This window comes from Streptomyces sp. NPDC048521 (assembly GCF_043199855.1).
In the GTDB taxonomy this organism is placed as follows: domain Bacteria; phylum Actinomycetota; class Actinomycetes; order Streptomycetales; family Streptomycetaceae; genus Streptomyces.
This window is the reverse complement of sequence record NZ_JBICWR010000007.1, coordinates 308,741-331,452: the sequence shown is the minus strand read 5'-3', so window position 1 is coordinate 331,452 and position 22,712 is coordinate 308,741. Positions and strand designations below refer to the sequence as shown.

27 protein-coding genes are annotated in these 22,712 nt (G+C 73.2%); 21 read left to right on the top strand and 6 right to left on the bottom strand.

Annotated elements, in window-relative coordinates:
- Positions 1-14: 14 nt before the first annotated feature.
- The 4 genes from ACGFRF_RS19475 to ACGFRF_RS19460 all read left to right on the top strand — a co-directional run bounded on the left by ACGFRF_RS19475 (position 15) and on the right by ACGFRF_RS19460 (position 3,902).
- Positions 15-1,235 (top strand): NYN domain-containing protein, encoded by a 1,221-nt coding sequence (locus ACGFRF_RS19475; RefSeq protein WP_393741438.1) that lies wholly within the window; start codon positions 15-17, stop codon positions 1,233-1,235.
- Between the two features lie 94 nt (positions 1,236-1,329).
- Positions 1,330-2,343 (top strand): ABC transporter ATP-binding protein, encoded by a 1,014-nt coding sequence (locus tag ACGFRF_RS19470; protein ID WP_393741436.1) that lies wholly within the window; start codon positions 1,330-1,332, stop codon positions 2,341-2,343.
- Between the two features lie 64 nt (positions 2,344-2,407).
- Entirely contained in the window at positions 2,408-3,229 is an 822-nt protein-coding gene (locus ACGFRF_RS19465) for an ABC transporter permease (RefSeq protein ID WP_393741434.1), read from the top strand.
- 34 nt (positions 3,230-3,263) lie between these two features.
- Positions 3,264-3,902 (top strand): AAA family ATPase, encoded by a 639-nt coding sequence (locus tag ACGFRF_RS19460; RefSeq protein WP_393741432.1) that lies wholly within the window; start codon positions 3,264-3,266, stop codon positions 3,900-3,902.
- A gap of 676 nt (positions 3,903-4,578) precedes the next feature.
- Here the strand turns inward: ACGFRF_RS19460 and ybaK are convergent.
- From ybaK to ACGFRF_RS19440, 4 genes are all read right to left on the bottom strand, one after another.
- Positions 4,579-5,082, bottom strand: a complete 504-nt coding sequence (ybaK, locus tag ACGFRF_RS19455) for a Cys-tRNA(Pro) deacylase (RefSeq protein WP_393741430.1) — start codon at positions 5,080-5,082, stop codon at positions 4,579-4,581.
- A gap of 34 nt (positions 5,083-5,116) precedes the next feature.
- On the bottom strand, positions 5,117-5,857 hold the full coding sequence (locus tag ACGFRF_RS19450; protein WP_393741429.1) for an LON peptidase substrate-binding domain-containing protein: 741 nt from the start codon (positions 5,855-5,857) through the stop codon (positions 5,117-5,119).
- 11 nt (positions 5,858-5,868) lie between these two features.
- Positions 5,869-6,921 (bottom strand): hypothetical protein, encoded by a 1,053-nt coding sequence (locus tag ACGFRF_RS19445; protein ID WP_393741427.1) that lies wholly within the window; start codon positions 6,919-6,921, stop codon positions 5,869-5,871.
- Positions 6,922-7,086: 165 nt separating this feature from the next.
- Positions 7,087-8,664, bottom strand: a complete 1,578-nt coding sequence (locus tag ACGFRF_RS19440; protein WP_393741425.1) for an oxidoreductase — start codon at positions 8,662-8,664, stop codon at positions 7,087-7,089.
- 211 nt (positions 8,665-8,875) lie between these two features.
- On the opposite strand from ACGFRF_RS19440, the gene hisD reads away from it, so the two are divergent.
- The 10 genes from hisD (at position 8,876) to ACGFRF_RS19390 (ending at position 16,513) form a co-directional block, all read left to right on the top strand.
- The gene (hisD, locus tag ACGFRF_RS19435; RefSeq protein ID WP_393741423.1) at positions 8,876-10,201 is read left to right on the top strand and encodes a histidinol dehydrogenase; all 1,326 of its coding nucleotides are present in this window, start codon (positions 8,876-8,878) and stop codon (positions 10,199-10,201) included.
- Positions 10,198-11,304, top strand: a complete 1,107-nt coding sequence (locus tag ACGFRF_RS19430) for a histidinol-phosphate transaminase (protein WP_393741421.1) — start codon at positions 10,198-10,200, stop codon at positions 11,302-11,304. Before hisD ends, ACGFRF_RS19430 begins: the two co-directional genes overlap by 4 nt.
- Positions 11,301-11,894 carry an imidazoleglycerol-phosphate dehydratase HisB gene (gene hisB / locus ACGFRF_RS19425; RefSeq protein ID WP_393741419.1) on the top strand — a complete coding sequence of 198 codons (594 nt, stop codon included), beginning with the start codon at positions 11,301-11,303 and terminating at the stop codon, positions 11,892-11,894. Before ACGFRF_RS19430 ends, hisB begins: the two co-directional genes overlap by 4 nt.
- A 3-nt stretch (positions 11,895-11,897) precedes the next feature.
- Positions 11,898-12,062 (top strand): hypothetical protein, encoded by a 165-nt coding sequence (locus tag ACGFRF_RS19420; protein ID WP_014672133.1) that lies wholly within the window; start codon positions 11,898-11,900, stop codon positions 12,060-12,062.
- Positions 12,059-12,700, top strand: a complete 642-nt coding sequence (hisH, locus tag ACGFRF_RS19415; protein WP_393741417.1) for an imidazole glycerol phosphate synthase subunit HisH — start codon at positions 12,059-12,061, stop codon at positions 12,698-12,700. Before ACGFRF_RS19420 ends, hisH begins: the two co-directional genes overlap by 4 nt.
- 3 nt (positions 12,701-12,703) lie before the next feature.
- A complete protein-coding gene (gene priA / locus ACGFRF_RS19410; protein ID WP_393741415.1) occupies positions 12,704-13,429 on the top strand; it encodes a bifunctional 1-(5-phosphoribosyl)-5-((5-phosphoribosylamino)methylideneamino)imidazole-4-carboxamide isomerase/phosphoribosylanthranilate isomerase PriA in 726 nt (241 codons plus the stop codon).
- Positions 13,426-13,821 (top strand): RidA family protein, encoded by a 396-nt coding sequence (locus ACGFRF_RS19405; protein ID WP_393741413.1) that lies wholly within the window; start codon positions 13,426-13,428, stop codon positions 13,819-13,821. Before priA ends, ACGFRF_RS19405 begins: the two co-directional genes overlap by 4 nt.
- Positions 13,818-14,573 (top strand): imidazole glycerol phosphate synthase subunit HisF, encoded by a 756-nt coding sequence (hisF, locus tag ACGFRF_RS19400; RefSeq protein WP_393741411.1) that lies wholly within the window; start codon positions 13,818-13,820, stop codon positions 14,571-14,573. The genes ACGFRF_RS19405 and hisF overlap by 4 nt, the downstream gene beginning before the upstream one ends.
- 87 nt (positions 14,574-14,660) lie before the next feature.
- Positions 14,661-15,248, top strand: coding sequence for a helix-turn-helix domain-containing protein (locus ACGFRF_RS19395; RefSeq protein WP_393741409.1), 588 nt, complete (start codon positions 14,661-14,663; stop codon positions 15,246-15,248).
- A gap of 14 nt (positions 15,249-15,262) precedes the next feature.
- Complete coding sequence (locus tag ACGFRF_RS19390) at positions 15,263-16,513, top strand: MFS transporter (protein ID WP_393741407.1); 1,251 nt, start codon at positions 15,263-15,265, stop codon at positions 16,511-16,513.
- A gap of 3 nt (positions 16,514-16,516) precedes the next feature.
- Here ACGFRF_RS19390 and ACGFRF_RS19385 read toward each other — a convergent pair whose 3' ends face one another.
- Together ACGFRF_RS19385 and ACGFRF_RS19380 are read right to left on the bottom strand one after the other, a co-directional pair.
- On the bottom strand, positions 16,517-16,912 hold the full coding sequence (locus ACGFRF_RS19385) for a VOC family protein (protein ID WP_393741405.1): 396 nt from the start codon (positions 16,910-16,912) through the stop codon (positions 16,517-16,519).
- Positions 16,913-16,924: 12 nt separating this feature from the next.
- A complete protein-coding gene (locus ACGFRF_RS19380) occupies positions 16,925-17,560 on the bottom strand; it encodes a TIGR03085 family metal-binding protein (protein ID WP_393741403.1) in 636 nt (211 codons plus the stop codon).
- Between the two features lie 139 nt (positions 17,561-17,699).
- On the opposite strand from ACGFRF_RS19380, the gene hisI reads away from it, so the two are divergent.
- From hisI to trpM, 7 genes are all read left to right on the top strand, one after another.
- Positions 17,700-18,101, top strand: coding sequence for a phosphoribosyl-AMP cyclohydrolase (hisI, locus tag ACGFRF_RS19375; RefSeq protein WP_393741401.1), 402 nt, complete (start codon positions 17,700-17,702; stop codon positions 18,099-18,101).
- A gap of 11 nt (positions 18,102-18,112) precedes the next feature.
- On the top strand, positions 18,113-19,591 hold the full coding sequence (locus tag ACGFRF_RS19370; protein WP_393741399.1) for an anthranilate synthase component I: 1,479 nt from the start codon (positions 18,113-18,115) through the stop codon (positions 19,589-19,591).
- 52 nt (positions 19,592-19,643) lie between these two features.
- Positions 19,644-20,282, top strand: coding sequence for a TIGR02234 family membrane protein (locus tag ACGFRF_RS19365; RefSeq protein WP_393741397.1), 639 nt, complete (start codon positions 19,644-19,646; stop codon positions 20,280-20,282).
- A gap of 177 nt (positions 20,283-20,459) precedes the next feature.
- Positions 20,460-20,717 (top strand): HGxxPAAW family protein, encoded by a 258-nt coding sequence (locus tag ACGFRF_RS19360; protein WP_393741395.1) that lies wholly within the window; start codon positions 20,460-20,462, stop codon positions 20,715-20,717.
- A gap of 201 nt (positions 20,718-20,918) precedes the next feature.
- A complete protein-coding gene (locus ACGFRF_RS19355; protein ID WP_393741393.1) occupies positions 20,919-21,371 on the top strand; it encodes a DUF2752 domain-containing protein in 453 nt (150 codons plus the stop codon).
- 135 nt (positions 21,372-21,506) lie between these two features.
- A complete protein-coding gene (trpC, locus tag ACGFRF_RS19350; protein WP_393741391.1) occupies positions 21,507-22,316 on the top strand; it encodes an indole-3-glycerol phosphate synthase TrpC in 810 nt (269 codons plus the stop codon).
- A 23-nt stretch (positions 22,317-22,339) separates the two neighbouring features.
- Positions 22,340-22,534, top strand: coding sequence for a tryptophan biosynthesis modulator TrpM (trpM, locus tag ACGFRF_RS19345; RefSeq protein WP_393741389.1), 195 nt, complete (start codon positions 22,340-22,342; stop codon positions 22,532-22,534).
- Positions 22,535-22,712 lie beyond the last annotated feature (178 nt).

Sequence of the window (22,712 nt, the reverse complement as noted above, 5' to 3'; positions counted from 1 at the left end):
AGAGGGTGAGTCGCGTGGACCGCTGCATCGTCCTGGTGGACGCCGGGTATCTGCTGGGCGCCGCCGCCAGCCTCCTCGCCGGTGAGCCCTCACGATCCCGGATCACCGTCGACCACCCCGCGCTGATCCAGGCCCTGCGTGAACGCGCGGAGTCCGAGACCGAGTGCCCGCTGCTGCGCATCTACTGGTTCGACGGCGCCCCCGACCGGGTCCCCCAGCCGGAGCACCGCCGGCTACGCGTGATGCCCCGGGTCACCGTCCGGCTGGGCGCCCTCACCCGCAGCGACGGACGCTGGGCGCAAAAGGGCGTGGACGCGGCCATGCACGCCGAGCTGACCGAGCTGGCCCGCAACCGCGCCTGCTCCGACGTCGTCCTCGTCACCGGCGACGGCGACCTGCTGCCCGGCATGATGGCCGCCAAGGAGCACGGCGTCGCCGTCCACCTGTGGGCCGTGCAGGCCGCCGACGGCGACTACAACCAGTCCGAGGACCTGGTCGCCGAGGCCGACGAGCGGCGCGTCCTGGACCGCGCCTGGATCACCAAGGCCGTCCGGGCCAAGGAGCTGACCGGCGTCTGCGCGCCGCCGCCCGCGCCGCGCCCCGAGATCGCCGCGATCCTCTCGGCGCCGCTGCCCGAGTCCGCGCTCTCCACGGGGGCCGAGCGGCCCGCCGAGCAGGGCACGCACGCCCGGGCCGGCACCGCGACCGAGAACGGCGCCCAGGAGCGGGTCCCCGCCACCAAGGGCGTCCCGACCCCCAAGGACCTCGCCGCGCTGCGCGCACCGGGCGTCCAGCCCCCGCAGCACCCCGCGACGGCGACCCTGCGCTGGTCCTCCGACAAGGGCTGGGTGGACCGGCCGGGCGCGGTCGCCGAACCGCCCGAGGTCGCCTCCATGCCGACGCTGGCCCAGCTCACCACGGCCGAGCAGCGGTGGGCCGACCGCGAGGAGGACATCACCACGGTCGGCGGCGACCCCTACGAGGTGGGCCAGGTCTTCGCCCGCCGCTGGATGTCCCGGCTCGGCGACCAGACCCATCTGCAGAAGCTGTCGCAGATGTACCCGCGCATCCCGCACCGCATCGACGGGGAGCTGCTGCGGTACGCGGCCCGGTTCGGGCTGCTGGCCCACAAGGACGACCAGATCGACGAGCACGACCGTTACGCCATTCGGGCGGGGTTCTGGCGAGAGGTCGACGTGCCGGCCGCCACCGAACAGGCGAGCACGGGGGAGTGAGCGGATCGGTGCCGGCGGCGTCATCCCCACCGGTCACGTACAGAAGCGGACCCAAAGGCGAGTAAAGGCCCCCGACCCCGTAGTCTCGTCCTTTGTGGATACGCGCGCGGGACAGGTACCTCGGCATGACGAGGTCGTACGCGTGCGCGGGCTCAGCAAGACCTATCCGGCCGTCAAAGGGCGGCGCGGCACGCCCGGCACCCCCGAGGTGCGGGCCACCGACGGGGTCGAGCTGGACGTGCGGCGCGGCGAGGTCTTCGGGCTGCTCGGCCCGAACGGCGCCGGCAAGTCCACCCTCGTACGGCAGCTGACCGGGCTGCTGCGGCCGGACGCCGGCCGCGTCGAGATCCTCGGCCACGACATCGTGAAGCACCCCGAGCGGGCCGCGCGGATCCTCGCCTACCTGGGCCAGGAGTCCTCCGCACTGGACGAACTGACCGTCTCCCTCGCCGCCGAGACGACCGGACGCCTGCGCGGCCTGGACGTACGGCGGGCGCGGGCCGAACGGGACGCCGTCCTGGACGAACTGGGGCTCACCCCGATCGCCGGGCGGGCGCTGAAGAAACTGTCCGGCGGACAGCGGCGGCTCGCCTGCTTCGCCGCCGCGCTCGTCGGTCAGCGGCCGCTGCTCGTGCTGGACGAGCCGACCACCGGCATGGATCCGGTCGCCCGGCGCGCGGTGTGGGCGGCCGTGGACAGGCGGCGCGCGGAGCACGGTACGACCGTGCTGCTGGTCACCCACAACGTCATCGAGGCCGAGACGGTGCTCGACCGGGTCGCCGTGCTCGACCAGGGCCGGCTCATCGCCTGCGACACCCCGGCGGGACTCAAGGAACAGGTCGCCGGCGAGGTACGGGTCGAGCTGGTGTGGCGGGAGCGGGCGCCGCTGGAGGTGCCCGAGGTCGCCGTCCTGCGCGAGCGGGCCGTGGAGTCCGGCAGGCGCTGGACGCTCCGGCTGGCGCCCGAGGAGGCCCGCGCCGTCGTCGCCACCGTGACCGGCGGAACCGCGTTCGCTGCCCTGGACGACTTCACGCTCGCCACGCCCAGCCTGGAGGACGTCTACCTGGCGCTGGGCGGCGCGGCCCGGCAGGGGCTGGTGAGGGCATGAGCGCACGGGCCGCGGGATGCGTATGGATGTGCGCGACTGCCGTAGGGAAGAGGAGCAGTTCGTCGTGAGTGTCGTACCCGCCGAGGTTCTGCCGGGCGGCGCCCGGGCCGTGCCGAAGACGGCACCGGGCGCGGCCGAGCTGGCTCCGCCCGCGCGGCTGTGGCCCTCGCTGGTGGCCGTCTACCGGGCGCAGCTGTCCCGGGCCCGGGTGGCCCGCATCCCGCTGCTGTTCGTGGCGACCTTCCAGTCCGTCGGCATCACCGTGATGATGCGGGGCGTCGTCGACAGCGGCAGCGAGGCCCAGTCCGTGGTGGCCGGCTCGTCCGTGCTGGTCGTCGCGTACGTGGCACTGAACCTGCTGTCGCAGTACTTCGGCCAGCTGCGCGCCAGCGGCGGACTCGACCACTACGCCACCCTGCCGGTGCCGCCGGCCGCGGTGGTGCTGGGCGCGGCGGCGGCCTACGCCTCCTTCACCGTGCCGGGGACCTTGGTGACCGCCGTCTTCGGCTGTGTGCTGTTCGGGCTGCCACTGTCCAATCTGTGGATCCTGGTGGCGGTGATCCCGCTCGCCGGGGCCGCGCTGGCCGGGCTCGGCGCCGCCTGCGGGCTGCTCGCGTCCCGGCCGGAACTGGCCACGCTGCTCGGGCAGCTGGGCATGTCGGCGGCGCTGCTGCTGGGTGTGCTGCCGGCCGACCGGATGCCGGAGATCGTACGGCTGGCCCGTGATCTGCTGCCCTCGACCTATGGCGTGGAGGCATACGCCCGGACCTTCGGGGCACACCCGGACTGGGCCGTCGTCCTGGTCGACCTGGGGGTGTGCGCGGGTGTCGGAGTGGTCTCGCTGGCCGTGGCGACCTGGGCCTACCGCAGGGCCGCCGTCCGGTGACGCGGCGCACAGCGGGACCTGGCACGATATTCAGGTGACCGCACCGCTGACTCCGCCTCCGCCGCCGCACGACAACTCCGCGCACCAGGTCTGGCAGGCTCCGCCGCATGCCGGGGCGCCGGGCGCGGGATCGTACGAAGAGGACGGCCCCGGGATGAAGACGGAAGTGCGGGAGGCCGCCGTGATCACGGTGGCAGTGGCGCTCGGCGGGATACTGCTGGGGCTGCTGTGGTGGTGGCTGGCGCCGCGTGTCCAACTGGTCGGGGACGAGTTCGACAAGAGCTGGGTCGTCTATGTGAAGGACTCCGAGGGGGAGCAGGCGGCCGGGGTGGACGGAACGTTCACGCTGCTGGGGCTGGGCTTCGGGCTGGTCAGTGCGGTCGTCGTGTTCCTGCTGCGGCGGCGCGGGGGTGTGCCGCTGGTCGTCGCCCTCGGCCTGGGCGGGCTGCTCGGGTCGCTGCTGGCCTGGCGGCTGGGGGTGTGGCTCGGACCGGGGTCCGACGTGCTCGCGCATGCGAAGGCCGTGGGCAAGGGGGTGACGTTCTCGGGGCCGCTGGAGTTGGGGGCGAAGGGGGCGTTGCTGGCCTGGCCCCTCGGGGCGTTGCTGGTGCACCTCGGGCTGACCGGGCTGTTCGGACCCCGGGATCCCGACCCGCAGTATCCGCAGGCCTGACCCCGCCCACCCGCGTCGATCGGCTGAAAGCCGACCGCAAACGACGAGCCCGCCGGCCTCACCCGACGGACACCGGCCCCACGCCGTCGGCTTCCCAGCGCCCGATCGGCGGCCCGCGCCCGTCGCTTCGCACTTCGGGGGGCCGCACGCCCGATCGGCGTGGGCGCCCGCGCCCGTCAGCCGCGCAACCAGTACCGAGGCGAGGCCGTCGGCCTCGCTCGATGGGTGCCAGTACCAGGGCGAGGCCGTCGGCTTCGCCCGATCGGCGCCGACCCGGCGCCCGTCCACCTCGCGCGATCTGCGTCGGCCCCGCGCCGCTCAGCCAGTACCCCGCCCGTCCGCCTCGCGCGATCGGCGTCGGCCCCACGCCATCAGCTTCACAGCCGGTACCCCGCCCGTCCGCCTCGCCCGATCCGCGGCCCGCGCCCGTCGCCTCGCAGTCGGGGGGCCGCACGCCCGATCGGCGTCGGCGCCCGCGCCCGTCAGCCGCGCAGCCAGTACCGAGGCGAGGCCGTCGGCTTCGCCCGATCGGCGCCGACCCGGCGCCCGTCAGCCTCGCCCGATCGGCGTCGGCCCCGCGCCCCTCAGCCGGTACCCCGCCGTCCGCCTCGCCCGATCGGCGGCCCGCGTCCGTCGCCTCGCAGTCGGGGGCCGCACGCGGCGGCGTCCGCTCCTGTCAGGCTCGCCCGATGGGTGCCAGTACCGCGTCCGTCAGCTTCGCCAGGTCGCCCGGCGCCAGCTCGACCTCCAGGCCCCGGCGTCCCGCCGATACGCAGATCGTGGGGTGGGCGTCCGCGGAGTCGTCGAGGACCGTCGGCAGCTTCTTGCGCTGGCCGAGCGGGGAGATGCCGCCGCGGACGTAGCCGGTCGTGCGCTCGGCGAGGGTCGGGTCGGCCATGGTCGCCCGCTTGCCGCCCACCGCCGCAGCGAGGGCCTTCAGATCCAGGGAGCCGGCCACCGGGACCACGCCGACGACCAGGGCGCCGTCCACGTCGGCGACCAGGGTCTTGAAGACGCGGTCCGGGGAGACACCCATCGCCTCCGCCGCCTCCTCGCCGTAGGAGGGGTGGGAGGGATCATGGTCGTAGGAGTGGACGGTGAAGTCCACGCCCGCCGCGGTCAGGGCCACCGTCGCCGGCGTGCCCCCGGACTGCTGCTGTTTCTTCGACTTCTTCGCCATCGGAGTGTCTCGGCCTCGGTCTTCCGGGTCTTCCTCAGTTCAGGCTCGTCGGCGTCCGTGTCAGCTCGAACGCCGGCAACGACGGCAGACTACGGATGATGGCCGTCTCGGAGCGAAGGAGTTTCAGCTCGTCCCGCAGCCGGGACGCGGTGTCCGGGGCCTGGAGCAGCCGCTGCTTGGTGGGGGTGTCGTGCACCATCGCCGCCGCCACCAGGTACGACACCACGCTCGGGTCGTCCGGCAGGTCGGCGCCGGTGGACAGCGAGCGCTCGCGGGCGCCCGCCAGGCGCTTCTGGTACTGGCGGAAGGACCGCAGGACCCCCTCGGCCAGCGCGCCGGCCTCGTCGCCGGGCTCCTCGGGCAGCTCCTCCAGCTCCGCGGTCAGGTAGGGACCCGACGCGTCCACGGACAGCAGCCGCACCCGGGTCGTACCGGTGGCCAGTACCTCGAACGTGCCGTCGGCCCGTTCCCGGACGGTCGCGGCGTCCGCCACGCAGCCCACCTGGTGGAAGGCCTTCAGGGGGTCGGGGCCGAAGCCCGCGGCCGGGCCGCGCTCGGGCTGTGCCGTGGGATCCGGCATGCCGGGGGCGCTCGGCGCCACCTCGTGGCCGTCGCGGATGGCCACGACGGCGAACCGGCGCGGTTCGTCCTCGGGGGTCTTGAGCAGCTCGCGCATCATGGCGCGATAACGCTCCTCGAAGACGTTCAGCGGCAGCACGAGCCCCGGGAACAGCACCGAGTTCAGCGGAAAGAGCGGGAGACGGACGGTGGTCACGACGCCCCAGCCTAGTGGTCACCGGCGCGGGCGTGTCCGCGGTGTTCGCCGAGGGGGCCCCGGGGCGCCGGTATCAGCCCGGCCGGGACCGGCCGGGCACCGGCGGTCAGCAGGTGCTCGCGCAGGCGCAGGAAGTGCCCGAGCGGGTCGTCCGAGAACCGGTCCCAGGGGAAGGACGTGGCGTACGGGCCGATGAGCCGCAGCTGGGCCTGCGCGTCCTGCCGGCGGCCCAGCCGCACCAGGACGTACAGGAGCTTGTTGCGGACCTCGGCGGGCCACGGGTCGGCCGCCGGGAACCGGGCGGACAGGGCGATCGCGCGGTCGGCCGCCGCGTCCAGCCGGGCGCGCGGCACCTCCGGGCCGCAGCCGTCGGTCAGGTAGCCGAAGGCCGCCCGGGCCGGCAGTGCCTGCACGAGCGAGTCGGCCGGGGCGTCCTGCGCGGCCCGGTCGGCGAAGTCGAAGCACTCGTGGTGCGCGCCGTGCCAGAGGGCGGCCAGGTAGCGCAGGGCGGCCACGTGGCAGCCGTAGTGGTGCGGGGCGCGCCGGACCGCCGCCTCCCACAGCTCCTCGAAGTACCGGTGCCCGGCCCGGGAGCCGCGCGCGTGGTCGAGCGCGATCCTCCAGGGCACCGGGTCGCGGTCGTCGGCGCGCGCGGCGGCCGTGATCAGCGGGCTCGCCTCCCGCAGCAGCTCGGCGCGGGCCGGGGAGGGCCAGACGCGGTCCACCGCCAGCTGGGCACCGAGGAGCAGGGTGTCGGGGTGGTCGGGGGCGGCGGTGCGCCACTCCTCGTACCACTCGGGGCGCGAGCGGGCGAAGGCGGCGAGGCGCCTGACGTACCGGTCGTGGGTCTCCCACTCGGCCGCGGCGCGGGTGGCGGCCAGCAGTTCGGCCGCGCCGGTGTACTCGCCCCGGCCGGCCGCGACCAGCGCGGGCGAGAGACGGTCGTCGGGCGCGTCGAGCACGGTCTCGTCCCCGGCCGACGGCCGGCCGGACGGACCCGCGGAGCGTTTGGTCATCCGGGTGGGGCGGATGAACGAGGGCAGCAGAGCCATGGTGTCGACCATTGAAAGACCGCAGGTCGGGGGCGCGCCAGAGGGTCGGGGCAAGTTACGGAAGGTTGTAGCGCCGACGGTCAAGGAACAGTAAAAGGTGACGGTTCAACCGATGTGGTGAACCTGTCGACGAACCGTGAATTCTTCGGAGAACGGGAACTTCCCGGCGGCCGGCGGTCAACCGCGGCGGAGCAACCGCGACGCGCCCGCCGCCACCGTCGTCGCCAGGACCCAGCCGAGCAGGATCATCACCGCCGCCAGCCACTGCCAGCCGCCGCGCAGCCGCCACTGACCGGCCTGGCCCAGGTCGATCACCGGCAGCAGCAGGTCCAGGGTGAACAGCGCCGGGCTCCAGGACGGATGGCCCTCATGGTCCACCGGCGGATGGTCCGCGTGCGCGAACGCGAGCGTGCCCGCCGCCCACAGCACCGCCATCCACACCGCGGCCCGGCCCGGCCGGTAGCCGTAGGCGACCGCCAGGTCCTGGACGAAGCCCCAGAACTTCCCGGCCAGCGGAAGCGTCTCGCGGCGCCGGCGCTGCTTGGCCAGCAGCACCTCGCGCGCGTCCTCGTCCTCCCCGGCCGCGCGCAGCACGGAGGCCAGCCGTTCGTACGGCTCCGGGGCGTACTCGGCGGTGGCCGCCGCCACCCAGTCCAGGCGCCGGGTCAGCGGGAAGGGGCCCCGCGGGACCAGGTTCTCGTAAGCGAACCCGGCCATGTGCAGGTTGCCGGCCTCCGGCCAGCTGCCCGCGCGGTCCACCAGGTTGACGATCCGCGCGCCGGACAGCGCCACCTTGCCGCGCTGCGGTTTGTCACCGAGGAAGCGCAGCTCGGGCGTCTGCACCCGGCGCAGCGACAGCTCCTGGTCGTCGGTGAAGACGAACCGGGCCCGCTCCAGGTCGACGGCGTCCCCGAACCGCCCGTCGTCCAGGCGCACCCCGCCCCGGCACTCGAACCGCTGGATCCGTGTCCCGCGCGCGGGTGTCGTGCCGCTCAGCAGCGGGCTGCCCACGCCGGCCGGGGTCAGGTACAGGGTGCGCTCGACCGTCAGCTGGGGCGCGTTCAGGGCGAGCCGCGCGTAGGGATTGGCGAGTCTCGCGCCGCGCAGGCTGAGCGAGACGCCGACCTGGGCGCCGCGCAGGCTCAGCTCGCCGTGCGACTCCAGCATCTCCGCCTGCAGGTCCTGGCCGACGGTCATGCCGTCCGCCGCGATCGACCGGCCGCTGCGGTCGCGGTAGACGATCGCCTGGTTGAGCAGCAGATCGGTGCCGATGTGCGCGTCGGTCAGCCGGACCCCGTTCTGGAAGCGGCAGCGCGGCAGGTGCAGGTCGCCCTCGGTGTGCACACGGGCCGCCTCCAGGCGCGGCACCGAGCAGTCCACCAGGCGCACGGTCGTGAACCGGGCCTCCGGCAGGCGCACCTCGTCGTCGAAGCGGCAGCCGCGCAGCTCCACGTACGGCGTCACCGTGCCGCCCGCCAGGTCCAGCGTGTCGGTGATCCGTACGCCGACCAGCTTCAGGGCGGACACCCGGCCCGCGAGCGCGGGCGGACCGTCCAGCAGCAGCCAGCAGACGATGCGCGCGCGAACGGTACGCTCGGGGCCCCACGGATGGCCGCCGTGCGGATCGTCCACTACGGCGTCCCCGCTGCTCAGGTCGTACACGCTGCCGTTGCGGAAGGCCTGCCACATGCCCGCCTCGGCCGCGGTCAGGTCGTCCGGCAGGTCCCCGGCGCGGATGCCGGTCCCCTCGGTCACCGCTCTTCCTTCTCCCTCGCCCGTTCGGGCTACTCGTGAGTCACCTGTGTCGTACTGGCGTTCATGCCCGGTGCGTGACACCCCGAACACCATGGGTGACGGTGATCTTCCGGGTTCCGGCCACCCTATGTACCAGCGATTGACCCACGGTCTGTATCAGCCATTGATACGCGCGAACGGCTCCCGACGCCGGTCTGAGAGAATTGGGACTGTGATTTCCCGAATCGATCTGCGCGGCGACGCCCTTCCCGAGGGCCCCGCCCTGCGCGACCTGCTGCCCCGAGCCGACTTCGACGTTCAGGCCGCCCTGGAGAAGGTGCGTCCGATCTGCGAGGCCGTGCATCATCGGGGCGACGCGGCGCTGATCGACTTCGCCGAGAAGTTCGACGGAGTACGGCTGGAATCCGTCCGTGTCCCGGCCCAGGCGCTCACCGACGCGCTCGACGGCCTCGACCCGGCCGTGCGCGCCGCCCTGGAGGAGTCCGTCCGCCGCGCCCGCCTGGTCCACCGCGAGCAGCGCCGTACGACGCACACCACCCAGGTGGTCCCCGGCGGCTCCGTGACCGAGAAATGGGTGCCGGTCGAGCGCGTCGGGCTGTACGCGCCCGGCGGGCGGTCCGTCTACCCGTCGTCCGTGGTCATGAACGTCGTGCCCGCACAGGAGGCCGGCGTCGAGTCCATCGCGCTCGCCTCGCCCGCCCAGGCCGAGTTCGGCGGCCTGCCGCACCCGACGATCCTCGCCGCCTGCGCCCTGCTCGGCGTCGACGAGGTCTACGCCGCGGGCGGCGCCACCGCCGTCGCGATGTTCGCGTACGGCACCGAGTCCTGCCCGCCCGCGAACATGGTCACCGGCCCGGGCAACATCTGGGTCGCCGCCGCCAAGCGCTACTTCACCGGCAAGATCGGCATCGACGCCGAGGCCGGCCCCACCGAGATCGCGATCCTCGCGGACTCCGCCGCCGACCCGGTGCACGTCGCCTCGGACCTGATCAGCCAGGCCGAGCACGACCCGCTCGCCGCGGCCGTCCTCGTCACCGACTCCGTCGAACTGGCGGACGCGGTGGAGAAGGAGCTGGAGCCGCAGGTCGCCGCCACCAAGCACGTCGAGGACCGGATCCGCCCGGCCCTCGCGGGCAAGCAGTCCGCGGTCGTGCTGGTCGACGGCATCGAGGAGGGCCTGCGGGTGGTCGACGCCTACGGCGCCGAGCACCTGGAGATCCAGACGGCCGACGCCACCGCGGTGGCCGACCGGGTGCGCAACGCCGGCGCGATCTTCATCGGCCCCTGGGCCCCCGTCTCGCTCGGCGACTACGCGGCCGGGTCCAACCACGTCCTGCCCACCGGCGGCTGCGCCTGCCACTCCTCGGGCCTGTCCGTCCAGTCCTTCCTGCGCGGCATCCACATCGTCGACTACACGAAGGACGCGCTGGCCGAGGTCGCGCACCACGTGGTCACGCTGGCGGAGGCGGAGGACCTGCCGGCGCACGGCGCGGCGGTCAAGGCACGGTTCGGCTGGAAGGTACCCGAGAGCAAGTGACCGGCATCGACGATCTCCCCGTACGGGACGAGCTGCGCGGCAAGTCCCCCTACGGCGCGCCCCAGCTGGACGTGCCCGTACGGCTGAACACCAACGAGAACCCCTACCCGCTGCCCGAGCCGCTGGTCGAGCGGATCGCGGAGCGGGTGCGGGAGGCCGCCCGCGACCTGAACCGCTACCCCGACCGGGACGCGGTCCAGCTGCGCACCGAGCTGGCCAAGTACCTGACCAGGACCGGCAAGCACCCGCTCGGCATCGAGAACGTGTGGGCGGCCAACGGCTCCAACGAGGTCATCCAGCAGCTGCTGCAGACCTTCGGCGGACCGGGCCGCACGGCGATCGGCTTCGAGCCGTCGTACTCGATGCACGCGCTCATCGCGCGCGGGACGGGCACGGGCTGGATCTCCGGTCCGCGCGGCGAGGACTTCACGATCGACCGCGCCGCCGCCGAGCGCGCCATCGCCGAGCACAAGCCGGACGTCGTCTTCATCACCACCCCCAACAACCCCACCGGCAACGCGGTGCCGCCGGAGACCGTCCTCGCGCTGTACGAGGCGGCCCAGGCGGCCAAGCCGTCCATGGTGATCGTGGACGAGGCCTACATCGAGTTCAGCCACGGCGACTCGCTGCTGCCGCTGCTGGCGGGCCGCCCGCACCTGGTCGTCTCCCGCACCATGTCGAAGGCGTTCGGTGCGGCCGGGCTGCGCCTCGGCTATCTCGCCGCCGACCCGGCGGTCGTGGACGCCGTCCAGCTCGTCCGGCTGCCGTACCACCTGTCGGCGATCACCCAGGCGACCGCGCTGGCCGCCCTGGAGCACACCGACACGCTGCTGGGCTACGTCGAGCAGCTGAAGGCGGAGCGGGACCGCCTGGTCGCCGAGCTGCGCGCGATCGGCTACGAGGTCACGGATTCCGACGCGAACTTCGTGCAGTTCGGCCGGTTCGACAGCGCGCACGAGGCCTGGCAGAGGATCCTCGACCGGGGCGTGCTGGTCCGGGACAACGGCGTACCCGGGTGGCTGCGGGTGTCCGCGGGCACGCCGGAGGAGAACGACGCGTTCCTCGACGCGGTACGTGAACTGAAGAAGGAGCTTGAGGCATGAGCCGCACAGGACGCGTGGAGCGCACCACCAAGGAGACCTCGGTCCTGGTCGAGATAGACCTCGACGGCACCGGGCGGACCGACATCGCCACCGGCGTCGGCTTCTACGACCACATGCTCGACCAGCTCGGCCGGCACGGTCTGTTCGACCTGATCGTGAAGACCGACGGCGACCTGCACATCGACTCCCACCACACCATCGAGGACACCGCCCTCGCGCTGGGCGCCGCCTTCAAGCAGGCGCTCGGCGACAAGGTGGGCATCTACCGCTTCGGCAACTGCACGGTCCCGCTGGACGAGTCCCTCGCCCAGGTCACCGTCGACCTGTCCGGCCGCCCCTACCTCGTGCACACCGAGCCCGAGAACATGGCGCCGATGATCGGCGAGTACGACACGACGATGACCCGGCACATCCTGGAGTCCTTCGTCGCCCAGGCGCAGATCGCGCTGCACGTGCACGTGCCCTACGGGCGCAACGCGCACCACATCGTCGAGTGCCAGTTCAAGGCGCTGGCCCGGGCGCTGCGTTACGCGTCCGAGCGCGACCCGCGCGCGGCCGGCATCCTCCCCTCCACGAAGGGCGCGCTGTAACCCATGACCGGTCTGTCGACCCTGCTGATCGTCGTCGGCCTCTTCCTGGTCGGCGGGATCATCTCCTTCGTCAAGCAGAAGATGCCCACGAGCCTGATCGTGCTGCTCTCGATCGGCGCGGGCCTGTGCCTCGTCGCGGGCGTCATGCGGCTGGAGGTGTGGAATTGAGCGCTCCCAAGCGAGTAGTCGTCTTCGATTACGGCTTCGGCAACATCCGGTCCGCCGAGCGCGCCCTCGCGCGCGTGGGCGCCGACGTGGAGATCACGCGCGACTTCGACAAGGCGATGAACGCCGACGGCCTGCTCGTGCCGGGCGTCGGCGCCTTCGCCGCCTGCATGCAGGGCCTGCGCGCCGCCCGCGGCGACTGGGTCGTGGACCGCCGGCTGTCCGGCGGGCGCCCGGTCATGGGCATCTGCGTCGGCATGCAGATCCTCTTCGCGCGCGGCATCGAGCACGGGGTGGAGGCCGAGGGCCTGGACGAGTGGCCGGGCACGGTCGAGCCGCTCCAGGCCGACGTCGTGCCCCACATGGGCTGGAACACCGTCGACGCCCCGGCCGACTCGCAGCTGTTCGCGGGCCTGGACGCGGACGCCCGCTTCTACTTCGTGCACTCCTACGCCGTCCACGACTGGGCCCTGGAGGCGCACAACCCGGTGATCGCGGCCCCCAAGGTCACCTGGTCGACGCACGGCAAGCCCTTCGTGGCCGCCGTGGAGAACGGCGCCCTGTGGGCCACCCAGTTCCACCCCGAGAAGTCCGGCGACGCCGGTGCCCAGCTCCTCACCAACTGGATCGGAACCCTGTAGACCATGGCCAAGCTCGAACTCCTCCCCGCCGTCGACGTCCGCGACGGCCAGGCCGTACGCCTCGTGCACGGTGAGTCCGGGACCGAGACCTCCTACGGCTCCCCGCTGGAGGCCGCCCTCGCCTGGCAGCGGTCCGGCGCCGAGTGGCTGCACCTGGTCGACCTGGACGCCGCGTTCGGGACGGGTGACAACCGGGGCCTGATCGCCGAGGTCACCAAGGCGATGGACATCAAGGTGGAGCTGTCCGGCGGCATCCGCGACGACGACACCCTCGCCGCCGCCCTCGCCACCGGCTGCACCCGGGTGAACCTCGGCACCGCCGCCCTGGAGACCCCGGAGTGGGTCGCCGAGGTCATCGCCGAGCACGGCGACAAGATCGCGGTCGGCCTGGACGTGCGCGGCACGACCCTGCGCGGCCGCGGCTGGACCCGCGACGGCGGCGACCTCTACGAGACGCTGGAGCGTCTCGACAAGGAGGGCTGCGCCCGCTATGTCGTCACCGACATCGCCAAGGACGGCACCCTCCAGGGCCCGAACCTGGAGCTGCTGAAGAACGTCTGCGCCGCCACCGACCGCCCGGTCGTGGCCTCCGGCGGCGTGTCGTCCCTGGACGACCTCCGCGCCATCGCCGAGCTGGTACCCCTCGGTGTCGAGGGTGCCATCGTCGGGAAGGCCCTGTACGCGAAGGCGTTCACCCTGGAAGAGGCCTTGGAGGCGGTAGCCAAGTGAGCGACGTACGACGCGTGTCGACCGGCGCGCCCTGGGAGGAGCAGTTCGGCTACTCCCGCGCGGTGGAGCTGCCGAACGGTCTGGTGCTGGTCTCGGGCTGTACGTCCATCGTGGACGGGCAGATCGCCGGGGGCGGCCCGTACGAGCAGGCGATCAACGCCTTCCACGTCGCGCTGGCGGCGCTGGGGCAGGTGGGGCTGGGCCGGGACGACGTCGTGCGTACGCGCATGTACATCACGCACGCCCGGGACGTGGACGAGGTCGGCCGCGCTCACAAGGAGCTGTTCGACACCGTCCGGCCCGCCTCGTCCATGATCATCGTCTCCGGTTTCGTAGACCCCAGCCTGGTCGTCGAGGTCGAGGTGGAGGCGTTCCGAGGAGTATCCGCATGACCTTGGCCGTACGAGTCATCCCCTGCCTGGACGTGGACAACGGCCGGGTCGTCAAGGGCGTCAACTTCCAGAACCTGCGCGACGCGGGCGACCCCGTCGAGATGGCCAAGGTGTACGACGCCGAGGGCGCCGACGAGCTGACGTTCCTGGACATCACCGCGTCCTCCGGCAACCGGGAGACGACCTACGACGTGGTGCGCCGCACCGCCGAGCAGGTGTTCATCCCGCTGACGGTCGGCGGCGGTGTCCGTACGGCCGAGGACGTGGACAAGCTGCTGCGGGCGGGCGCCGACAAGGTGGGCGTGAACACCGCGGCCATCGCCCGCCCGGACCTGATCCGCGAGATCGCCGAGCGCTTCGGCCGGCAGGTGCTGGTGCTGTCCGTGGACGCGCGGCGCAGCGAGTCCGGCTCCTTCGAGGTGACCACCCACGGCGGCCGCAAGGGCACCGGTATCGACGCCGTCGAGTGGGCGCACCGGGCCGCCGAGCTGGGCGCGGGGGAGATCCTGTTGAACTCCATGGACGCGGACGGCACGAAGGACGGCTACGACCTGGAGATGATCGCCGCCGTCCGCAAGCACGTCACCGTCCCGGTGATCGCCTCGGGCGGCGCGGGCCGGCTGGCCGACTTCTCGCCGGCGATCGAGGCGGGCGCGGACGCGGTGCTGGCCGCGTCGGTGTTCCACTTCGGCGACCTGCGGATCGGCGAGGTGAAGCAGACGCTGCGGGAGGCGGGCCACCCGGTCCGCTAGACCCGGCCCCGAGCATCCCCAAGATGCGAAAGAGAAGTTGCGCAAAATTTGTTGTGCAACTTTTCTTTCGTGTCTAGGCTTGCGGGCGTGGCAGACAAGGAGAACCGGCGGATCACCGATGTCGGGACGCTGAAGGCCCTCGCCCATCCGCTGCGGGCGCAGCTGTACCGGCTGCTGTGCGTCGAGCGGGTGGCCACGGCCTCCCGGCTCGCCGAGCACGTGGACGAGGCCGTGTCCCTCGTCAGCTACCACCTGCGCAAGCTCGCCGAGCACGGGCTGATCGAGGAGGCGGAACCGCAGACCGGGGACGCGCGCGAGCGGTGGTGGCGACCCGCCTCGGACGGGGTGAGCATCCGGGACGAGGACTTCCGGGGCGAACCGGGCAAGGCCGCGGCCCACTTGGCCGCCACCCGCCTCTTCCACGACCAGCGTGCCGACCACTACCGCCGCTACCTGGACGAACGCCCTGCCTGGAGCCCGCAGTGGAACACCGCGTCCGTGGACAACGAGTCCTGGCTGCGCCTCACCCCGGCGGAACTCACCGAGCTGAAGCAGGAGTTGGAGGCGCTCCTGCGCACCTACGACGAGCGGGGACGAGCCGCCGAAGCCGCGGGCGAGACCGAGGGGCGCGAGCACGTCGCGCTGTACATGTACGGATTCCCGTTCCGCGTCTGAGGGAGGCCACCGCCGTGACCACCGTGTCCGCGACACCCGCCGTACAGCAGGCCCCGGACCGCCCCGCCCACCGCGACCCCAACGTCCTGCGCTGGCTCGCCGCCTACACCTCCTCGATGCTCGGCGACGGCGTCTACTACCTCGCCCTGTCCTGGGCCGCCGTCCAGGCCGGTACACCGGCCCAGGCCGGACTCGTGATGTCCGTCAGCGCGCTGCCCCGAGCCCTGCTGATGCTCGTCGGCGGAGTGATCGCCGACCGGTTCGGCCCGAGGAGAGTCGTCATCGGCAGTGACGCCGTGCGCTGCGCGACCGTTCTCGCCGTGGCCGCCCTGCTGTTCCTCACCAGTCCCGGCCTGTGGCCGCTCGCCCTGCTGGCGCTGGTCTTCGGCACGGTCGACGCGGTCTTCATGCCCGCCGTCGGCGCCCTCCCGGCCCGCCTCACCGGCAAGGGCCAGCTCGCCCGCATCCAGGGCCTGCGCGGCCTCGCCATCCGCTTCTCCACCGTGGTCGGCGCCCCGCTCGGCGGCCTCTGCGTGGCCGTCGGCGGCGCGTCCGCGGCCTTCGCCCTCGCCGGGCTGCTCATCGCCGTCTCCGTGCCGCTGCTGGTCTCCGTACGCGTACGGGACCTGCCCCAGGACGACACACCCGGCAGCACCACCGCCTGGCGGGACCTCGCCGCCGGCCTGCGCCACATCCGCCGCCACCGCGTCCTCGCCCCGCTCATGCTGGTCATCGCCCTCGGCGACCTCGGATTCGTCGGCCCGCTCAACGTCGGCCTGACCCTGCTCGCCGACCGGCGCGGCTGGGGCGCCTCCGGAGTGGGCTGGGTGCTCGCCGGCTTCGGAGTCGGCGCGGGCGCCGCCTCGCTGCTGCTGACCGTACGCGGCCGGATGCCCCGCGCCGGACTGGTCACCGGGTGCGCGTGCGTCGCGGGTTCCGTGGCCATCGGCGCCCTCGCCTTCGCCCCCGCGCTCGCCGCCGCCGTCGGGGTGGCCCTGGCCGTGGGCCTGCTCGCCGGGCTCAGCGGCGCCCTGTGCGGGGCCCTGCTGCAGACCCAGTCCGACCCCGCCTGCCTCGGCCGGGTCACCGCGGTCGCCGGCCTGATCAGCCTCGGCATCGCCCCGCTCAGCATGCCGTTCGCGGCCGGCGCGATCGGGGCGTGGGGGCTCGGCCCGGTCTTCGTGGTCAGCGCGGTCGTCTGCGGCCTCGGCGGACTCGTCGCCCTCGCCGTCCCCGACCTGCGCCGCGCGGAACTGCCGGGCTGACCCTCACTCGTTCGGCTGAACCAGCTGCACCAGATTGCCCACCGTGTCGTCGAACACGGCCGCGAGCACCGGCCCCTGCTCCCGCGGCTCGTGCGTGAACCGGACACCGAGGCCGCTCAGCCGCTCGTGCTCCGCCCGCAGGTCGTCCACGGAGAAGACGATGCACGGGATGCCGGCCTCGTACAGCGCCCTGCGGTACGGCTCCGCGATGGGGCCCTGCCCGGGCTCCAGCAGCAGCTGCAGATCCGGCTGGGCGCCCCGGGCCCCGACCGTCACGAACAGCGTGCCGTCCCCGAGGTCCCGGTGGATCCGCGTCCCGAAACCGAGGACCTCCGTGTAGAAGGCGTGCGCCTTAGCCACGTCGTCGACGTACACGCCGGTCATCGCCACCCTGATCACGGGCGTGTCCTCTCAGATGCCCAGCTGCCTGGACGCGTGCAGCCTGTCGATCGCGTCCGCGTCGCCCTCCAGCTCCACCTTGGCGGCGTTCTGCCGGCCGAACGCGAACATCAGCAGCTCCGACGGCTCACCGGTCACCGTCACCACCGGAGCACCCCGGCGCGCCACCGCCGTCTGACCGTCCGGGCGGCGCAGCACCAGCCCCGTCGGCACGCCCCGGCCCATCAGCCGCGCGGTGCGCTCCAGCCGGGACCACAGCGCGTCCTGGAAGACCGCGTCCAGCTCGCGCGGGCTCCAGTCCGGCTGGGCACGGCGGACGTCCTCGGTGTGGACGTAGAACTCGACGATGTTGGCCGCCTCGTCGACCTGTTTGAGCTGGAAGGGCGAGAAGCGCGGCGGGCCCGTACGGATCAGCTGGACCAGCTCCTCGTACGGCTTCGCGGTGTACTCGGCCATCACCTTCTCGAGGCGCGGCGCGAGCTGCTTGATCAGCGTGCCGCCCGCCGCGTCCGGGCGGCGCTCACGCACGATCACATGCGCCGCCAGGTCCCGGGTCCGCCAGCCCTCGCAGAGGGTCTCGGCGTCCGGACCGACGGTTTCCAAGAGGTCGGCGAGCAGAAGCCGTTCACGCTTGGCGAAGGTCGACATACGATCAGCCTACGACCACGTCGTCGGTCCGCCCACCCGTCACCCGGCCACCACCCCCCGAAGGGACGCCGCCCGCCGCTGTGACCACTCCATGGACACGGCCCCGGCCGTGCCGGTGCGGCGCGGCACAATGGCACCCATGACCAGTACGACCGGTACCCCCCGGCCCAGCAGCCTCGACCCGGAGATCGCCGCGCGCCTCAAGCGCAGCACCGACGGACTCCTCCCCGCCATCGCCCAGCAGTACGACACCGGTGAGGTGCTCATGCTCGGCTGGATGGACGACGAGGCGCTGCACCGGACCCTGACCACCGGCCGCTGCACCTACTGGTCGCGCAGCCGCCAGGAGTACTGGGTCAAGGGCGACACCTCCGGCCACTTCCAGTGGGTGAAGTCGGTCGCCCTGGACTGCGACGCCGACACGGTGCTGGTCAAGGTCGACCAGGTGGGCGCCGCCTGCCACACCGGCGCCCGCACCTGCTTCGACGAGGACGTCCTCCTCAAGGACGCCGATTCCGGTCCCGCCGGTTCGGATCAGTAAGGTCAGCGGCCATGGACCTCGAGACCTTCCGCAAGCTGGCCACCGACCGGCGAGTCATCCCGGTCACGCGCAAGCTCCTCGCCGACGGCGACACCCCGGTCGCGCTCTACCGCAAGCTCGCCGCCGAGCGCCCCGGCACGTTCCTGCTGGAGTCCGCGGAGAACGGCCGCTCCTGGTCCCGGTACTCGTTCGTGGGCGTCCGCAGCGCCGCCACGCTGACCGCGCGGGACGGACAGGCCCACTGGCTCGGCACCCCGCCCGTCGGCGTCCCCACCGACGGCGACCCCCTCCAGGCCCTGCGCGCCACGATCCAGACCCTGCACACCCCCCACCAGGAGGGCCTGCCGCCCTTCACCGGCGGCATGGTCGGCTACCTCGGCTACGACATCGTCCGCCGCCTGGAGAAGATCGGCCCCGGCGAGCGCGACGACCTGGGACTGCCCGAGCTGACCATGCTGCTCACCAGCGACCTCGCGGTCATGGACCACTGGGAGGGCTCGGTCCTGCTGATCGCCAACGCGATCAACCACAACGACCTCGACACCGGCGTGGACGAGGCCCACGCCGACGCCGTGGCCCGCCTCGACGCCATGGAGGCCGACCTCACCCGTGCGGTGGCCCAGCCCCCGGCCGTCCTGCCGCCCTCCGAGCTGCCCGAGTACACCGCGCTGTGGGGCGGCCCGGACTTCCAGGCGGCCGTCGAGGACGTCAAGGAGCGCATCCGCGCGGGCGAGGCCTTCCAGGTCGTGCCCTCCCAGCGCTTCGAGACCCCGTGCACGGCGAGCGCGCTGGACGTCTACCGGGTCCTGAGGGCCACCAACCCCTCGCCGTACATGTACCTCTTCCGCTTCGACGGGTTCGACGTCGTCGGCTCCTCGCCGGAAGCCCTGGTCAAGGTCGAGGACGGGCGCGCCATGGTGCATCCCATCGCCGGCACCCGGCACCGCGGGGCCACCCCGCAGGAGGACCAGGCCCTCGCCGAGGAGCTGCTCGCCGACCCCAAGGAGCGCGCCGAGCACCTCATGCTGGTGGACCTCGGCCGCAACGACCTCGGCCGGGTCTGCGAGCCGGGTTCGGTCGAGGTGGTCGACTTCATGTCCATCGAGCGCTACTCGCACGTGATGCACATCGTCTCCACCGTCACCGGCAAGGTGGCCGCGGGCCGCACGGCCTTCGACGTGCTCACCGCGTGCTTCCCGGCCGGCACCCTGTCCGGCGCCCCCAAGCCGCGCGCCATGCAGATCATCGACGAACTGGAGCCCTCGCGGCGCGGGCTGTACGGCGGCTGCGTCGGCTATCTGGACTTCGCCGGCGACTCCGACACCGCGATCGCCATCCGCACCGCCCTGCTGCGAAACGGGACGGCGTACGTGCAGGCCGGAGCCGGCATCGTCGCCGACTCCGACCCGGTGGCGGAGGACCAGGAGTGCCGCAACAAGGCGGCCGCGGTGCTCCGCGCGGTGCACACCGCCAACCGGCTGGGCGAGTAGGGCGTTTCTCATACGAACCCCGGGTGACGGTTCGCCCGGGGTTCAGGCGATAGTGGAGTACGTGACTGCTGTACCTGACCCCCGTTCCGAAGCCGCCGCACCCGTCCGGTCCGGCCGGCGGAGCCTCGCCGTGGCCCTCCTGTGCGGTGCCCTCGGCGCGGCCGTGGCGCTGCTCGCGACCCGGCAGCGCTGGGCGGAGGGCACCGCTACGGTGGCCGGCGGCGCGTTCCCGCTGACCGTGAAGGGCAGCGACGTCACCGGCGTCCCGGCGGCCCTCGCCATAGTGGGCCTCGCCGCGCTCGTCGCCGTCTTCGCCGTCCGCAAGGCCGGCCGCTTCCTGGTCGCCGGTCTGCTCGCGCTCTCCGGGGCCGGCATCGCCGTCGCCGCCCTCGTGGCCGCCTCCGACAGCTCCGCGCTGGACGAGCAGGCGGCCAAGGCCAGCGGCGACACCTCCGCCACGGTCGGCGCGCTCACCCACACCGGCTGGCCCTACGTCGCGGCCGCCGGCGGCGCCCTGATCCTGCTCGCCGGTCTCCTCGCGCTGCGCTACGGCAGCCTGTGGCCCGCCATGTCCGGCCGCTACGAGCGCGGCAGCGACCGCCCGCGCCGCACGGCCCGGCCGGCCGACCCCGAGCGCCCCGAGGAGATCTGGAAGGCCCTGGACCGGGGCGAGGACCCGACGGGCGCCTGAGCGATCCGCCCGAACGGGCCGCCCGGGTGATGTGGTGAAACAGACGCCACCCCCGCGTCCGGCACCCGCCCGCGTACGGGACAATGGAGGACGAGCGTCCGGCTCGGACAGTGACGGGCGGGCTCGGAATCGTACGGACACGTACTACGACACGTACACAGCAACGAGGAGCAAGTCATGGCGGGCAGCAGCCACGGTCACACCCCGGCCGCCTGGACCGGCGTCATCATCGCCTTCATCGGTTTCTGCGTCGCGGGCGCCTTCATGGTGATGGCCCAGCCGGTCGGCTTCTGGGCCGGCATGGCGATCGTGGTCCTCGGTGGCGTCGTCGGCGCCGTCATGCGCGCCATGGGCCTCGGCCAGCCGAAGGAGGAGCGTGCCCTTCCGCACCAGGCTCCCCTCGCGACCCCCGAGCCGGCCGGCGTCGAGAGCTGAGCCCCACGGCTTCCCGCGAGGGGCGGCCCCGGCACCCGTGAGGTGCGGGCCGCCCCTCGTCGTGTGCCGGGCCCCGCGCCCCGGGACCGGCGGCGGCCCGCCCCTGGCGCTCACCCGACGAGCGCGTGCCGCGTCCCCGGTCGTCGCCCGGCCGGCCGCCGCGCACGCGCGCGTGCCGGGCCGGCGGGGCAGAATGCCGCCGTGAACGCCGACAGTCCCACGGCCCCGCCCCCGGTTCCGCCCTCCGCCCCGCCCGGCCCCGTGTGGCGGCGGCTCGCCGTCCCGGCCGGGCTGTTCGCGGCCACCGCCGGAGCCTTCGCCTACGTCGGCACCGTCGACCCCGGCGAGCCCGGCCACTACCCCGTCTGCCCCCTGTACCGGCTCACCGGCCTGTACTGCCCCGGCTGCGGCGGACTGCGCAGCGCGCACGCCTTCATTCACGGCGACCTCCTCACCGCCCTGCGCGACAACGCGGCCGGCGTGGCCGCCTACCTGGCCTTCGCGGTGCTGTGGACCGTCTGGGTGATCCGCACGGTGCGGGGCAGGCCGGCGCGGCTCGACCTCGGACCGGCGCAGCTGTGGACGATCGGCGCGCTGCTGCTGGTCTTCACGGTGGTCCGGAACCTTCCGTTCGGCAGCTGGCTGCGTCCGTGACCGACCGGCGAAATGTCCAGGTAGTGGGACCGCCATCCACCGGATGCGAGGCCTGCGCGCTCCTGCGGATACCATCGCAGTGACTACGGGTTTGCAAAGCCCGAGGGATCCACCGCCAGGAAGGGGGCCGCTCGCGTGAGTGTGCTCGACGAGATCATCGACGGAGTCCGTGCCGACCTCGCGGAGCGGCAGGCACGCGTGAGCCTCGACGAGCTCAAGGAGCGCGCGGCCAAGGCCCCCGCCGCCAAGGACGGGGTGGCCGCGCTCAAGGGCGACGGCGTCAAGGTGATCTGCGAGGTCAAGCGCTCCAGCCCCTCCAAGGGCGCGCTGGCCGCGATCGCCGACCCGGCGGGACTCGCTGCCGACTACGAGGCGGGCGGCGCGGCCGTCATCTCCGTCCTGACCGAACAGCGCCGCTTCGGCGGCTCGCTGGCCGACCTGGAGGCCGTCCGCGCCCGGGTGGACATCCCGGTGCTGCGCAAGGACTTCATCGTCACGTCGTACCAGCTGTGGGAGGCCCGCGCGTACGGCGCCGACCTCGCGCTGCTGATCGTGGCCGCCCTCGACCAGCCGGCCCTGGAGTCGCTGATCGAGCGGGCCGTCTCCATCGGGCTCACCCCGCTCGTCGAGGTCCACGACGAGGACGAGGCCGAGCGGGCCGTGGACGCGGGCGCCAAGGTCATCGGCGTCAACGCGCGCAACCTGAAGACGCTGGAAGTCGACCGCGGCACGTTCGAGCGGATCGCCCCGGAGATCCCGGCCGGCATCCTCAAGGTGGCCGAGTCCGGGGTGCGCGGACCGCACGACCTGATCGCCTACGCCAACGCGGGTGCCGACGCGGTGCTGGTCGGTGAGTCCCTCGTCACCGGACGCGACCCGAAGGCCGCCGTCTCCGACCTGGTCGCCGCGGGCGAGCACCCCGCACTGCGGCACGGGCGGGGCTGAATCTCCGGCTAAGCTGGATCTCGATGATGCTTCCGATCACGCCGGCGACGCGGGACCCGTATGCCCGCCTCGCCCGCGGCTGCCGACCCCGTGGCTGCCGTGCCCCCGCGCGGCGGGTGCACGGGCGGCGGGTCCGGTATGTGATCGGTGACGAGCCGGGTCAGGTGAACGGCATGCGATGGCGTCCCCTCGCGTGCGCGTCACCTGCGGTGAGCTGAGTCGGCGTTCTCTGTCCGAGTCGGCTCGCCTTGTGCTCCCGTTGCCCGGGCCGACCAGAGGGCTCCGCCCCCTGGCCCCCGGTGTGTCCACCCGCCACCGGACTCGGTCGGCTGGACAGCGGCCCGTCGCTTGCGGCTCGGTCGGCTGAACAGCGGTGTGCCCTGCCGGCAGTGAGGG